A 14,169-nucleotide genomic window follows, 5' to 3' on the forward strand; every position below is an offset into this window, starting at 1 on the left:
AACCGAAGATGACGCCCGAAGGCGATGCATCAAGTGTTGGGAGGATGCCATTCGTGAGGCTTCGTGAAAACCGCAGTTTTTATGTTCAGCTTCAGCGCTTGGTGCAACGCACCAGAGTAGCGGCGCCAGCATTGGTATATTTGCTCTGCATCGTATAGAGCCAGCCCTTGCATTCAGACATGCTGCTGAAGCACCGGACACGGTCGATCGAAACCAGTCCGTCGCCGCCTGTGATGAAGGGCGAGTCGTCCACGCCGCTGAACTGGCCGACGATGATGCCGCTGCCTCTTCTCGGCACGCTGCAACGCTGGCCCGCATATTCGCTGACATCCTTGCGTACCTGCGCTTCAGCCGACATCGGCAGCGCGACAAGGCCGGAAACCGCAAGCGATGCGGAAGTGAGGCAAACAGCAATGACCTGACGCAACATCGGTCTCTCCCTAAAAAGAATAGCTATTGAACAATACTATAAGATCATAAGCGAAATAGCGCGTTTTTCCAGAGCATGTCTCCGGAAAGTGGGAACCGGTTTCGGGATCAAGAAATGCGAAAAATGAAGGAAGCATCGCATCCTAAAAACCGGACGCGATGCTTGTTTTCGAGGCTCAGAGCGTGTCGCCCGCCTTGCCTGTCACCTTGAGGGCGAAGGCATAGGTATAGGCGACTTCCTCCAGTCGCGAGAAGCGACCCGACGCCCCGGCATGGCCCGCATCCATATTGATACGGAACAGGACGGGATGGTTGTCGGTCTTGAGCTCACGCAGTCTGGCCACCCACTTCGCAGGCTCCCAATACGTGACGCGCGGATCGGTAAGACCTGCCACGGCCAGAACGGCCGGATAGGACTGACGGCTGACATTGTCGTAGGGCGAATAGCCGGCAATGATCCGGTAATCTGTTTGCGATGTGATCGGATTGCCCCATTCGGGCCATTCAGGCGGGGTCAGCGGAAGGGTGTCGTCCAGCATCGTGTTCAGCACATCAACGAATGGCACTTCAGCAATGATGCCGCCGAATGCGTCGGGGGCCATATTGGCAATCGCGCCCATCAGCATGCCGCCTGCCGAACCGCCATGCGCAACGATGCGGTCATGACTGGTGAAGCCTTCGGCAACGAGGTGCCTTGCGGCAGCGATGAAATCGGTGAACGTGTTCACCTTCTTGTTGCGCTTGCCGTTTTCATACCAGGCAAAACCCTTGTCCTTACCGCCGCGGATATGCGCGATGGCGTAGACGAAACCCCGATCCACGAGCGAGAGCCGCGACGTGCTGAAGCTTGCCGGAATGGTGATGCCATAGGAGCCGTAGCCATAAAGCAGGCAGGGCGCGGAGCCGTCGAGCTTTGTATCCTTGTGATAGAGCAGGGACACCGGCACCAGTTCACCGTCCGACGCCTTGGCGAACACCCGGCGCGTGACATAGTCATGCGCATTGTGACCGGAAGGAACTTCCTGCGTCTTCAAAAGCTTCCGCTCGCGCGTCCGCATATTGTAGTCGAAGAGCTGTTCCGGCGTCGTCATGGACGAGTAGGAGAAGCGGATCACATCCGTATCATATTCGGCGCTGCCGTGAAGGCCGAGCGAATAGGCCTCCTCGTCGAAGGCGATGGCATGTTCCTCGCCGGTTTCGCGATCACGGATCACGATGCGCGGCAGGCCGTTATCGCGTTCCATCCAGACAAGATGATGCTTGTAGGCGGAGTGCGACAGGATCAGCCGCCCTGGCTTTTCCGCCACGACCTCGACCCAGTTTTCCGGCTGCGGTGTGGCAGCAGGCGCCTGGCATATCTTGAAATCCTTGGCGCCATCCGCATTGGTCAGGATGTAGAACACATCGCCACCCGGTGCGATGTCATATTCCGTACCGGTCTTGCGCTCCATGACGAGCTGCGGCTTTGCCGCCGGATCGCTGGCGGGAAGGAGCCAGCATTCCGATGTTTCATGGTCATGAATGTCGATAAAGATATAGTCGTCCAGCGCGGAGCCGCCGACACCGAGGAAGAAGCCTGGATCTTTCTCTTCATAGATCAGGTGGTCCTCAGACTGGTCCGTGCCCACCTTGTGATAGAAAACCTTGGACGGTCGGTGGTTCTCATCGAGGCGCGTATAGAAAAAGCCCTTGCTCTCCGCATCCCACGCACCGCCGCCATTCGTGTCGGTGACGATGTCTTCAAGGTCTTTCATGGACGACAGGTCACGGACTTTCAGCTTGTAGAATTCCGAACCCTTGTCATCGTAACCCCAGATCAAAAGCTTGTGATCCGGCGCATGATCGGCTGATGCAGGGCGGAAATAAGCCTTGTCCTTGCCTTCGACGTCACCGTCGAGAAGGATGGTTTCCGCGCCACCATCGCGTGGCGTGCGAATGAAATAGGGCTGCTCGCCGCCGGTACGATAGGACACGCCATAGGCGAAAGGCCCATCCTTGGCGGGAACGGAAGAGTCGTCTTCCTTGATGCGCCCGCGCATTTCTGCGAACAGGCTTTTCTGTAGCGCTTCCGTGTCCTTCATCAGCGCTGCCTGATATGCATTCTCTGCTTCCAGATGCGTGCGAATTTCAGGGGACAGAACCGACGGGTCCTTGAATACTTCCTGCCAATTGTCTGCACGCAACCAAGCATAGTCGTCGGTACGTGTGATCCCGTGGCGGGTGTCATTGACCGGATGTTTGGCTGCATGCGGTGGTTGAAGTTGGGGGGAACTTTGAGACATCCACAATTCCGATGAAAACTGTTTCGATTTGCTGCGAGGCCGGTAAGGCGTGCCTTCTGGCGGGTGATACTGGTGGTTATATAGTTGGCCGAAAAGGCGAAAGCGAGTTGATTCCGTTGAAATATATTTGAGCAATGCCTTTTTGAGGCCCGATTCTGCGGCCAAAAGCTACGTAACGGAAACATGTTAGTCTTGCACGACGTACAAGAAAACTTGAGGGAGAAAACTATTGCTAACGCTGGCCGGGCAAATTAAAGGAAGCACGGCAGTGAACTACGGCTTCATCCATATCCTTCAATAAATGACAGGAGCGGCGACGCGAACACATCGCGATTCAAAGTTTCCCAATCTTAGTAAGGTTGAGTTCGAGTTTTTCTATTTGCCGATTCAAGAAGAAAGACTTGTCGGTAATGTAATGTGGTTTGACAATTCTATTGCAAATGACATTATCAACTGATATTCGCAATCGCGAACGGATGGGGCAGAGTTTTGGAATACGTAACGACGGTGGCAGGCGGGGATCTCCAGTTGTCGATTACGCAACAATAAAAAGTAAGAAGGAAATCTACCTTATGGAAAATCTGGACACGCACGACGAGAGCGCAGAACTGCTTCTAAGCCTTACTGCAGATGTCGTAGCCGCATATGTCGGCAATAATTCGATTCGCGCTGGCGAACTGCCGCTGCTGATCGCTGAAGTACATGCCGCTTTCAAGCGTCACGTCGAACGCGAAGAAGCGCCTGTCGTCGTTGAGAAGCCGAAGCCTGCCGTCAACCCGAAGAAGTCGGTTCATGACGACTACATCATCTGCCTCGAAGACGGCAAGAAGTTCAAGTCGCTGAAGCGTCACCTGATGACCCATTACAACATGACCCCGGAACAGTACCGCGAAAAGTGGGATCTCGATCCGAATTATCCGATGGTTGCTCCGAACTACGCTGCTGCTCGTTCGCGTCTGGCGAAGAAGATGGGCCTGGGCCGCAAGCCTAAGGACGCTTAATCGCTCCGATATTTCGAGCGAGCTGCGCTTTACCGCATCTGTTCTGAAAACTTTATAGAAATGGCCGTTATCGTTGAGCTTATGCTTTTCGATAGCGGCCATTTTGTTTTGGGCTAAGCATTTTCGGAAGCAAATGGTCTATTCATCCGATCCGGTCGAAAGCCTGTTTCAACGCAATGTGCCGGTTCAGGTCATAACTCCAGTGACCACACATGCCTTTCAAACGTTCCCTTTCCATAAGGCGCGTCAGCCGCCGTTTGGTGCGCTCTTTTTCTTCCTGCGGTACCGTGAGAACCTCATCAAGATCGATACCGGCGATGATCTGCAAGGCAATGCGCTGCATCGCGGTCAGTTGATTCTGTTTTTGCCGGGCAAAAAATAGTGTGCGGGCGTGTTTCAGATCCGCTTCCATGGCAATTATCCTCATTTCGTGATGCGAAAGAGCATGAGCCATGCAGAATTGTGTTGGATAATATTCCTAGATTTTGCCGGATTCTTCTGTAAAATAGTTATGGATCGCAATCGATCGAAGCAGTTTATGCCGCGATGACAAGGCCTTAGCTTATGTTAGAAGCGTCGAAACCAGCCAAAGACGGCAAATTATTCCACGAAACTTATCCACACTTGCATTTTCCTCCGTATAAGAAGATATTCCTATTCTGGCGAGGAAAGATGAATGTCTTTGGAACTATCGGATGTCATTCATACGCGGGCGGAAGCTTTCGAAGCATTGAAGGTGCTTGCTGCGCGGCATGGGCGAAGCCTTAGCCTCGAAAAGGTGGAGGGTATCGCCGACCGTTCGCGGGAGCAGCAGAATGTTGTGCTCTGTGATGCCCTTATCGATTTGCTTGTGGCTATGTTCGGTGTTTCCGGCGCTGAATTGCGGTCGCCGCTGCGGTGCAGGCGTGAGGTGGCCCGTGTTCGGCAGATCGGCATGTATGTTGCGCATACGGCTTTCGGGCTGGCCATGCGCGAAGTGGCCGCCGGATTTGCGCGGGACCGGACAACAGTCATGCATGCCTGTCATCTGGTGGAAGACATGCGGGACGATACGGATTTCGATGCAATTGTCTCGACATTTGAACGGATTGCGCAAAGTGCCTTCACGGCCTGGAGGATGGCGGCGTGACCACTCAATTGTCGGCATCCGAAACGAGAATCATGCGGTTTTTGAAGAATGGCGACTGCGAGGTTCAGGATTCCGTTCGCGCTTCGCATGTTTTGCTTGCGACGGAACAGGGGACCATTGCCGCCTCACGCACCGAGCTGGAGGCCATGCAAAAAAGGGGATTACTGCATTGGGAGGAGGAGCGGCTTGTTCTATCGCAGCCCGCCAACCGGCCGTTGAAAGATGGCGGCAAGTCATTGCCCCGCCCGGCAAGAACCCTGCAGACTATCGACTACGAGCAGGGCGAAAGGGTTGAGATCAATCTTGAGGAATCGCCGCTTGCCATGCTCTACAGGCGCAAGAATGCGCATGGTTCGTCCTTCATTTCGGAAAGCGAGTTTCTGGCCGGTGAAAGACTGCGTGCTGACTATACACGCGGATCGCTGATGCCATCCGTCACCATGCGCTGGGACACCCGCGTCGGAGATGGGCGCAGCGGGCCGGGCGGCATGGCAGAGCTGACGGATATCGCGCTGGCCAGCCGCATCCGTGTCGAGCGGGCACTGGAGGCGGTCGGACCGGAGCTGAACGGTGTTCTTGTCGATGTCTGCTGCTTTCTGAAAGGGCTCGAAACCGTGGAACGAGAGCGGCAATGGCCGGTTCGTTCGGCCAAGATGCTGCTCAAGGTCGGTCTGGCCGCACTGCACCGGCACTATAATCCTCACCTCGAAAAGGAACGGGGAAGAGCGGTTGTCCTGCATTGGGGAACCGACGACTACCGGCCACAGATGCGACGGCAGACTATATGAGCTGACGAGGCGGCACCCTCATTGACAGCTATCGGAGGCAGGTCTATCGCCTCTTTCTCAAAGGGACTCTGTGCCCGTTGGGGAAGTGGGGAGAAATCACATGAATTCGGTACGGGATCGGCTGGAAAGCATCCTGACGCGACTGGAAGCGCGGGCAGCAAGCGAACACGTTTTCAGCAAGGTCTATGCACAACAGGCGCGGGCTGAGGCGGATGCCTCCGATGCGCGCCTTCGCGATAGGCGCCCCGTCAGCCCGCTCGATGGGCGTATTGTTTCGATCAAGGATCTCTTCGATGTTGCCGGAGAGCCGACACTTGCCGGCTCGGTTATTCGACGCGATGTGGCTCCGGCAACGCAGGATGCCACGATCGTCCGGCGTCTGCGCGATGCGGGTGCAGTCATTGTCGGCAAGACCCACATGACGGAGTTCGCTTTCACGCCGGTCGGTCTCAATCCGCATTACGGCGAGCCGGGCAATGCGATTGATCCGACGCGTGTTCCGGGCGGATCGTCGTCGGGTGCGGCCGTTTCGGTAGCGGAAGGCACCAGCGAAATCGCTATCGGTTCGGATACCGGCGGATCGGTGCGCATTCCGGCAGCGCTGAACGGCATTGTCGGCTTCAAGCCGACTGCGCTGCGCATTCCGCTGGACGGTGCATTTCCGCTGGCGCCGTCGCTCGATTCCGTTGGTCCGCTGACCAGGACAGTGGCCGATGCCATTATAACCGACGCGATTATGGCAGGCGAAGCGCCCGTCTTGCCGGACGGCCTGCCGCTCAAGGGGCTGCGCATCGCACTGCCGAAGGGCTATCTTCTGGCCGATATGGAGCCGGACGTCGCAAGACACTTCGAGGCAACCGTTGCGCTTCTTGAAAAGGCAGGAGCGATCATTGCCGATCTGGAAGTCGATGATCTGATCCAGCGTCTGCGCGAGGTAACCCGCGTCGGCTCCATCGCCGGGATCGAGGCAAGTCATATCCATGCATCGACCTGGCTTGGCGATCCTGATGCCAATGTCGATATTCGCGTGAAACGCCCGCTGGCCGTCCGCGTCAAGGTTCCGATGGAAACCTATCGCGGGATCATGGAAACGCGCGCTACGCTTGTTCGTGAAATGGACGTGCGTCTGAGCGGCTTCGATATGTTCGTAACGCCCGCCACGCCGATTGTTGCGCCGACGATTGCTTCGGTCAGCAATGATGAGGCTGAATATGACCGTGTGGAAGGGCTGCTGCTGCGTGATACGCAGGTCGGAAACCAGTTCGACCTGTGCAGCATCACTGTGCCGACGCCGGGCATGACGCTGCCGACCGGCTTCATGCTCAGCGCACGTGGCGGCACGGACAAAAGGCTGCTTGCCGCAGCCTTGTCGGTCGAGAAACTTTTAGAGCCTGAATCAAAAAGCGGCATGTGAGTGCGAAAATGCTAATTTTCGAGTACCGGAGCGCAATGTACTTTTAGGTACATGAGCACCGGAACGCAGGTAAATTGCCATTTGCAGCCGCACAGGGCGACGTTTGGAACGGGCTCCTAGGCTGATTCTTTCGCCAGCTCCGCTTCACGACGGATGCGCGCCACCATGGCGCGCAGTCCGTTGGAGCGCTGCGGCGTCAGATGTTCATCTAGGCCGAGCTTTTTCAGGATGGCTTCCGGGTCCGCGGCGAGAATGTCCGAAGCCTTTTGGCCCGAATAAAGCGCCAGCACGATGGCCACCAGACCGCGCACGATATGCGCATCGGAATCGCCCAGAAATTCGATAACCGGATCGTTGCCGTCTTGCGGCAGCGTCTTCAGCCAGACCTGGCTGACGCAGCCCTGAACCTTGTGCGCAGAATCGCGCGCATCGTCAGGATAAGGCGGCAGTTCCTTGCCGAGATCGATGACATAGCGATAGCGGTCTTCCCAATCGTCGAGAAATTCGAAATCGGACATGATGCTATCGATGGTCGTGGTCATGATACTCGCCTGAAAGAAGTTTCTTGCCGCTTATATAGTCATGAAACACCGCAAGGTCACGGAAAACTCGAGCGCATCCCGAAAAGTGTGAAACGGTTTTCGGACAAGATGTGCGTTTAAAAAACGCTCTAGCGTTGAATGGAACCAATCGGGCGACGGTCCAGTGCGCGCAGGGCTTCGTCCCGCGAGGTCGGGATGGGAATGCCGATTGCGGTCTGCATAGGTGCGGTGGCAACCGGTTCCGCACTCGCGGGCGGTTGCGGCTTTGTGCCGAAACGATCACTCAGATATTCCAGGGCAGCGCGGCTTCCTTCCAGAAGGCCGCGTCCGGCGCTGGAAACAAGTGAGGTGCCGTTCTGGCAGAAGGAAGGGTTTTCGATGCACAGCTTGCCCAGTTCCACGGCGGTTTTGCCATTGGCGAGAAGCTGGTCGATTGAATCCGGCTCCCGCTTCGTCTCGGCAATGGCTGGCTTCTCCTGCGGCTTGCTTTGCTCATCCGCAGGAAAGAAGCGCGGCATCACGATGAATGCCAACGACAGCCAGAATACGGATTTGAGTAGAAAACGGATCATTGCCTTCTTGCGGTTGCGTGCTCTCGGTTTGCGTCAATGTCCGATGAATTGGAAAAGATTCCGTAACTGTTCGATTTATTGGAGCGCATCCCGAAAAGTGTGAAACGGTTTTCGGACAGGATGCGCGTCATGGTAAAGCATTTAAACGTCAAAATTGTGCCGTGGCTGTGGTTTCGCCACCTGATCGCTACTCTCTGTTTACCATAGGCAGAAAAGCAGACCCGAGGCGTCACTTATCCGCTTTGGGCGGTCTCGCTTTATCGTTTCTTTAAAGCCTCGGCTGCAATCTGTTGCTGGCTGGGAGAGCGTCGTCACGGCGAACGGTTTTCCGGTTTAGACCATGCAAGAGTATTGAGTGAGTACGGCACGTTGAACGCCATTCTTTTGAAAACAGCCGAGACCGTCCGCACGAATGTGCAGGCGATCAGCCGTTTTTACGAACGTTTCTGCCGCCGCTGGGTATCCAGTCCCGATGCGGCCTCCATACGTGTTATCGGTTCGGTCATCACCGCGCCGGTCCTGCTTTGTGCGGCCGTACTCGCCTCTGGCGTAACGCCGGGCTTTACGGAATTTGCGATTCTTGCAGCAAGTTTTGCAGGCATCGCCATGATCCTTTGCGCGCTGTCGCTGATGGGTGTCGCCGCACCTGTTCTGGTTGGCCTGAACTTCGCTGCCTATGGCGCGGGTCTGGCTGCCATTGGCGCTTTTTCTCATGGCAATGCGGTCCTGTGGTTGATGGTGGCGGGTCTGCCGCTTGAAGTCTGGTTTGCGACCCGCAAGCCTGCTGCCGCAGCAGCGGGCGCCGCATTGGCGGCCATGATTCTCGGCTATTTTGCGACGGCAAGCGGTGGTACCATTTCCGGCGGCAGCTATGTGTCCGTCGCTGTTCTCATGCTTTATGCAGCAAGCCTTGTTGCGCGCGGTTTCGCGAGCGCCGCCAGGCCCGCGCAGATCAGGATCAACGCGCCGCAAGTTGCTGTTGCCGCAGGCGACGTGCAGTTCGGTCTTGATTCGGATGGCGTGGTATTCTCGGTCGATACGAATTCGGCAAAGCTTTTGGGCGTACAGCCCAAAATGCTGGAAGGCACGGCGCTTATCGACCGCGTTCATGTGGCTGACCGTGTGCAATATCTTTCGCTACTGGCCGATCTTCGCGCCGGTTCCGCTTCCAGCAAGATTGATGTGCGTCTGCGTTCCATCGAAAACGGCGATACGATCTTCCGCACTTATCGTCTCGAAGGTGTCGCAAGCGCTCACGCCATCACGTTGATTGGCCGCTCGCTCGAAGGCGAACAGAAGCTTCTGGATGAAATTGCAACGCTGAAAGCCGAGCTGGAATCAGAGCGCATCGGAAAAGACCGTCTGCTTGCAGCCGTCAGCCACGAGCTGCGCACGCCGCTCAATTCGATCATCGGCTTTTCCGATATGCTGTCGCACGAAATGGGTGGCAAGCTGGCCAATGAGAAGCAGCGCGAATATGCGGGCCTCATTCATCAGTCCGGCCATTATCTGCTGGAACTCGTGAATGCCGTTCTGGACAATTCGCGGCTGGAAACCGGTCATTACAGCATCGACCCGCAGAACTTTGCTTTCCGTGAAGCGGCTGAAATGTGCACCGCCGTCATGCTGCCGCAGGCTGAAAAGAAAGGCGTTGCCTTCTGCCATCGCGTTGGCACAGGCATTGGTGAACTGGTAGCGGATCGTCGCGCCGTCCAGCAAATTCTGCTCAATCTTGCCGGTAATGCGGTGAAGTTCACGCAAAGCGGCGGCTGCGTCACCATTGATGCAACCCGCATTATGGCCGAAGGTCGCCCGATGCTGGAAATCATCGTGTCGGATACGGGCATCGGCATCGAGCCGGAAGATATGCAGCGCATCGGCACGCCGTTCGTGCGCGCCGACAATAACTATACGCGCACGCAGGAGGGGAGTGGCCTCGGACTTTCGGTGGTCAAGGGGCTGGTGGAACTGCATCAGGGGAGCATGCAACTCAAGAGCTGCCCTGGCGAAGGCACGATCGTCACGATCCGCCTTCCAGTGGCAGGCCCGCAGTTTGTCATGGGGGACGATGAATATCAGGAACTTGGCACGGTGATCGACATGCACCGTCACCAGGGGGAAAGGCGTAATGACTGGCAGAACGACGAAGACAACAGCCAAATCCGGGAGCAGAAAGATGCGCAAACCCGCAAAACGGCGTAGTCTCGGCTCGCGACTCCTCCACTTCTTCTTCACATCGGCTTCCGCGCTAGCGATTGCCGCCGGAGATTTCATCGTGCGCAACCCCGTCCTGACCGGCGGGGCAACTGCGTTTCTGGTTGTGTTGAGTTTCGTCTCGGCCAATGCGCTCTGGTATCAGCCGGAAGCGCACAACGCCGTGTTCTTCCGCACCAGACCCGATTTCGTGTTCAAGCCGACGCCACGCGCAGTCCTGCCGGGCACGGCATCAGCAAGTGATAACGCCCCCAAACCGACCGCGACGGCCTCAGCCGAAGCTGCAAGCTCCGCAAACGCTGAGACCGCCCAGCCGCTGGAAGCAGCCAGCCTGTCAGCGGACCGGCTGAACATGAGCGCATCGGTTGACGACATGTTGCCGGCACTTGCGCCCAATGCCGATCTGGAAATCGCACGTTTGCAGCAGCGACTTTCGACACTTGGAATTTACAAGGGACCGGTGGACGGTTTCACCGGGCCGCAGACGCGTGAAGCGGTGGAACGCTGGCGCGCCTTGCAGCAGAAGCTCGGCGTGCAGGAAGCAAACATACCCGCGCAGTTGCAGGCCGATGCCCAAAACAGTACCCCGGCTCAGGACGATGTGGCAAAAGCCATCGAGGTAGCAGTTCCGACGCCGCGTCCCCAGCCCGCAGTCTTGAAGACGGAGGCGGATTCCAAGCCAAAACCCGCTCTCGTATCTTATGAAAAACCGGCACCGAAAAAGCAGATGGCAGCAACGCCCGCCGTGCAATCGGGGAAAGTCAGTTCGCAGGATATTATCCGCGTGCAGGCCGGGTTGAAGGCATTCGGCAACGACACCGTGCCGGTGAACGGACAATCCGGCAAGACGACCCAGGAAGCGGTGCGCGAATTTCAAAAGCTGTTCAGCATGCCGGTAACCGGCGAAATCGATGCAACGCTGATCGCCAAGATGCGCGAGATTGGCCTCATAAGCTGATGGATTCCCGATGCGCCTGACATCCGATTTCTGGGTTTCGGCATTGATCCGCAAGGTGCAGGGCGAGGGCGGCTTTGCCTATCTCGCCCGTCGCGGTTCACCGGAGGCGGGCGCAATTTTCATCAAGGTAAGCTCACGCTTCGGTACATGCGACCTGTATTCGCCTGCGCCACAAACCTCCTATGAAGAGGATAATGACGGAGAACGCATGTTTCTGCGCATTCTTCACGACGCTGATGACATGGCGGCAGGCGACCGTATGGCGCGAGAAACCCGCTTCGATCCCGACCTGTGGCTGGTCGAGCTGGAAGATGTTGCCGATGCATCGGCACTGTTCTCGATTTCGCAGGACGGAGAAGCGAAATAAGTTGGCGAGGATAGGAGCGGTTCCAGTAAAAACGGAATCAGTAGAGCCGCTCTATCCTTTTGTTTTACGCATTATCCTACGCAAAACCGCTTCGCACTTTTGCTGGAAATGCTCTATTTCACTGATCGCTGAAGCGACGGGTGATCAGAATTGGCAGCATCCACGAGCGGCGTGTCGTCTTCGGATTCAGCCATTTCACGCAGTTTTCCGCGCAGCATGGCAGACATGTCGTCCGCCTTCCAGCGCCGCACGAGCGCCATCGCTTTTTCGCGGTCGATGGAGCGATAAATATGCACAAACTCACGCAGGCTATCGCGGTTGGTGTCGATAGGACCCAGAATGGCCGTCATGACGAGATAGCATTCGGCAGGTGACAATCCGAGCGCCTTGAGTGCAATCGGCAGATGCGAATCCGGCCATTGCCCGATGATCGCGTCGGTCCGTTCAAACGACAGGTCGAGCGCATCGGCCAGCGCATTGCGGAAAAACTGGCTGTCGATCAGAAGCGCGGTGTCGATGAGATGCTGCGAGCCGGTGGTCGCGCCAGCCTCGAAGAAAGGCTGTTGCAGCGCGCGCGCCAGTCGTTCGGAGCTGTCTTCTTTCATCAGCGGCGCTCTGGCCGCAGAAAGATCGGGTACATCCGGCCTTTCGAGCGGTTCGGCCTCGATATTGGCGAGATTTTCCTGAAGCGTCAGCGTACGGTCGATGACCGGGTCGGCGAAACTGCGCAGCACGCCTTGCAGAAGGATGTCACCGGACTGGCGCCGTGCAATGGCGCGCGCATGGGCAAGACCGTTCTTGCCGATGATTTCGATGAGGTCGGAAGGGCGTAGAAGGGGAGAGCGCAGCAAAATAGGCGCGGAGATTTCTACGGGTTCGTCGGCCAGCGCCAGAATGAGACGACGCGGCGCGTCCTCCAATTGTGCCAGCGCATTGGCCGCATGGCGCTTGCCGCGGGTGGAAGCGCAATGGAGAAGCGGCATGGCAAGATCTTCAAGCTGCTGCATATCCTGCCGTCCGGGGCGCGTGATACCCGCAAACGCGGAAATCGCGGCCGCCAGCAGGTCGTCCGCCTTGCTGCTCCCCGCTTTTGAATTCGACGGGCTCCGGTGGCCTGAAATATCCTCCAGGGCGCGGAACTGTTCATTTGTCACGCAGAATACTCCGGTAGGCACACAACTCGCCCGCCCCAAATTGCAGATCGCGCATCCGGCAGCAGCCGGTTGATGCGCAAATGCACCCCGCATGGGTCGGTATTCCGGATAGTAGCGTTGAAGCCTTAGCAACTCATTAACCGTGCCATAAAGAAACAGCATTTGGGTCAGGCTGCTAGAGCCCTTCAAACGGCGTGCACTGCGCCTCCGCAAAGAAGCGCTGCACTTCCGTGTTCCACGTTGCATCAGGCACGAATACGCGAAGCACAGCGGCACCTTCGCCGATATTCTGCTCGATCAGGATCGAACGCGCATCGGCCTGCGAACCATCCGAGCGCAGACTTGCCATGCCGATGGGATCGGCAAGGATCAGGTCGAGCTTACGTTCGTTGGAAACGCTGTCGTTGAGGCTGTAGAGATTGTCCCCGTTGGGCGCATAGATCGAGAGCGACCAATAGGGCACATTCGCCCCGGTCGTAATATGCACAGGCCCGTCGGCAAGATCGAAGCGGCAGGTGGCTTGCTGCACCAGCGGGTCACTGTCGCTGACCGGACCGGTCTTTTCGTCCAGCCTGTGGAAACGATATGGCTCGCTCCCCGCTTCGATCCGCGACCATGCATTCTTGTCGGAATAGAAGGGGACGAGGAAGAGAACCGCGATATGAACAATCGCAGCACCCACGATGCCGAGGAGAACGAGGCGCAAAGTTCTAGCCACGGCACGCCCCCTTGCTTGCACCCGCGATATGGGCGAGGCTTGGCATCACCAGATCGGAGAGACCGGAAGATGATGCCGAAGGCGTGTCGTAAAGCGTCATGACGAGAACAAAATCGCCGCTTCCTTCCACTGGCAACCAATTGCCCGGCGCTGCATCGGGGCCGATGGTGATCGTGACGCTGCCGTCATCGTCGTACAGGACTTCGCGGGAATGCAGCGCTTCCTGCAATCCTTCACGCGGCCTGATCGGTTCCAGATCAGGCGTAGCGGGATAGACGGTCCAGAAGCGGGCAGGCGGTGTCATGCCGCTCAGGCGGTAAGTGCAGCCGCGCCGAAGGGTGCGCCCGCTATTGTCGCTGCGCGCATAGAACGGAAGACCTTCCGCCGTTCCAAGCGCCAGATAGGCTTTGCGGGCAGCGCGGGCCTTGGAATAGGGGTCGGCATCGGGCGTGCCAGCCGCCGGATAGGCGCTCCAGACCCCGACCTTGAGCTCACCGAAACCTTCAAACCGGTCGAGAACCTTGTCGACGCTCCAGATGCCGCCGCCCAGCGCCAGCACAAGCACAATCGCCGTGTTGAATATCCTCTTGAACATCGCCCC

The 14,169-nt window shown here is 57.2% G+C and carries 15 protein-coding genes; 7 read left to right on the forward strand and 8 right to left on the reverse strand.

Going from position 1 to position 14,169, the window contains the following annotated elements:
- Positions 1–91: 91 nt before the first annotated feature.
- Positions 92–430: a hypothetical protein gene (locus B3041_RS14290; RefSeq protein WP_151556498.1), complete on the reverse strand. Its 339-nt coding sequence runs from the start codon at positions 428–430 to the stop codon at positions 92–94.
- Between the two features lie 175 nt (positions 431–605).
- The gene (locus tag B3041_RS14295; protein ID WP_151663389.1) at positions 606–2,711 is read right to left on the reverse strand and encodes a S9 family peptidase; all 2,106 of its coding nucleotides are present in this window, start codon (positions 2,709–2,711) and stop codon (positions 606–608) included.
- A gap of 572 nt (positions 2,712–3,283) precedes the next feature.
- Between B3041_RS14295 and B3041_RS14300 the strand changes: the two genes are divergently transcribed.
- Positions 3,284–3,712 (forward strand): MucR family transcriptional regulator, encoded by a 429-nt coding sequence (locus tag B3041_RS14300; RefSeq protein ID WP_010661576.1) that lies wholly within the window; start codon positions 3,284–3,286, stop codon positions 3,710–3,712.
- Between the two features lie 142 nt (positions 3,713–3,854).
- Here B3041_RS14300 and B3041_RS14305 read toward each other — a convergent pair whose 3' ends face one another.
- Positions 3,855–4,124 carry a cytoplasmic protein gene (locus B3041_RS14305; RefSeq protein ID WP_109988025.1) on the reverse strand — a complete coding sequence of 90 codons (270 nt, stop codon included), beginning with the start codon at positions 4,122–4,124 and terminating at the stop codon, positions 3,855–3,857.
- A gap of 264 nt (positions 4,125–4,388) precedes the next feature.
- On the opposite strand from B3041_RS14305, the gene B3041_RS14310 reads away from it, so the two are divergent.
- From B3041_RS14310 to B3041_RS14320, 3 genes are all read left to right on the forward strand, one after another.
- On the forward strand, positions 4,389–4,841 hold the full coding sequence (locus B3041_RS14310) for a helix-turn-helix domain-containing protein (protein ID WP_292976096.1): 453 nt from the start codon (positions 4,389–4,391) through the stop codon (positions 4,839–4,841).
- Positions 4,838–5,629 carry a DUF6456 domain-containing protein gene (locus B3041_RS14315; protein ID WP_151663390.1) on the forward strand — a complete coding sequence of 264 codons (792 nt, stop codon included), beginning with the start codon at positions 4,838–4,840 and terminating at the stop codon, positions 5,627–5,629. Before B3041_RS14310 ends, B3041_RS14315 begins: the two co-directional genes overlap by 4 nt.
- A gap of 100 nt (positions 5,630–5,729) precedes the next feature.
- Positions 5,730–7,043 (forward strand): amidase, encoded by a 1,314-nt coding sequence (locus tag B3041_RS14320; protein ID WP_151663391.1) that lies wholly within the window; start codon positions 5,730–5,732, stop codon positions 7,041–7,043.
- A 116-nt stretch (positions 7,044–7,159) separates the two neighbouring features.
- On the opposite strand, the gene B3041_RS14325 is transcribed toward B3041_RS14320, so the two are convergent.
- Together B3041_RS14325 and B3041_RS14330 are read right to left on the reverse strand one after the other, a co-directional pair.
- Positions 7,160–7,585, reverse strand: a complete 426-nt coding sequence (locus B3041_RS14325) for a SufE family protein (RefSeq protein WP_109987919.1) — start codon at positions 7,583–7,585, stop codon at positions 7,160–7,162.
- 128 nt (positions 7,586–7,713) lie between these two features.
- A complete protein-coding gene (locus tag B3041_RS14330; RefSeq protein WP_151691265.1) occupies positions 7,714–8,157 on the reverse strand; it encodes a hypothetical protein in 444 nt (147 codons plus the stop codon).
- Between the two features lie 351 nt (positions 8,158–8,508).
- Here B3041_RS14330 and B3041_RS14335 point away from each other — a divergent pair, with 351 nt between their 5' ends.
- Genes B3041_RS14335 through B3041_RS14345 form a run of 3 tightly spaced genes read left to right on the forward strand, consistent with a single transcriptional unit; the run spans position 8,509 to position 11,696 of the window.
- Positions 8,509–10,359 (forward strand): sensor histidine kinase, encoded by a 1,851-nt coding sequence (locus B3041_RS14335; protein ID WP_292976107.1) that lies wholly within the window; start codon positions 8,509–8,511, stop codon positions 10,357–10,359.
- Complete coding sequence (locus B3041_RS14340; protein WP_151556494.1) at positions 10,334–11,329, forward strand: peptidoglycan-binding domain-containing protein; 996 nt, start codon at positions 10,334–10,336, stop codon at positions 11,327–11,329. The genes B3041_RS14335 and B3041_RS14340 overlap by 26 nt, the downstream gene beginning before the upstream one ends.
- A gap of 10 nt (positions 11,330–11,339) precedes the next feature.
- Positions 11,340–11,696 carry a DUF1491 family protein gene (locus B3041_RS14345; RefSeq protein WP_109987923.1) on the forward strand — a complete coding sequence of 119 codons (357 nt, stop codon included), beginning with the start codon at positions 11,340–11,342 and terminating at the stop codon, positions 11,694–11,696.
- 113 nt (positions 11,697–11,809) lie between these two features.
- On the opposite strand, the gene B3041_RS14350 is transcribed toward B3041_RS14345, so the two are convergent.
- The 3 genes from B3041_RS14350 to B3041_RS14360 form a co-directional block, all read right to left on the reverse strand.
- Entirely contained in the window at positions 11,810–12,850 is a 1,041-nt protein-coding gene (locus B3041_RS14350; RefSeq protein WP_109987924.1) for a DUF2336 domain-containing protein, read from the reverse strand.
- A gap of 175 nt (positions 12,851–13,025) precedes the next feature.
- A complete protein-coding gene (locus tag B3041_RS14355; RefSeq protein ID WP_109987925.1) occupies positions 13,026–13,568 on the reverse strand; it encodes a DUF1254 domain-containing protein in 543 nt (180 codons plus the stop codon).
- Positions 13,561–14,163, reverse strand: coding sequence for a DUF1214 domain-containing protein (locus tag B3041_RS14360; protein WP_151557845.1), 603 nt, complete (start codon positions 14,161–14,163; stop codon positions 13,561–13,563). Before B3041_RS14360 ends, B3041_RS14355 begins: the two co-directional genes overlap by 8 nt.
- Between the last annotated feature and the right edge of the window lie 6 nt (positions 14,164–14,169).

This window comes from Pantoea sp. UBA4549 (genome assembly GCF_002387285.1).
Lineage (GTDB): Bacteria > Pseudomonadota > Gammaproteobacteria > Enterobacterales > Enterobacteriaceae > Pantoea > Pantoea borealis.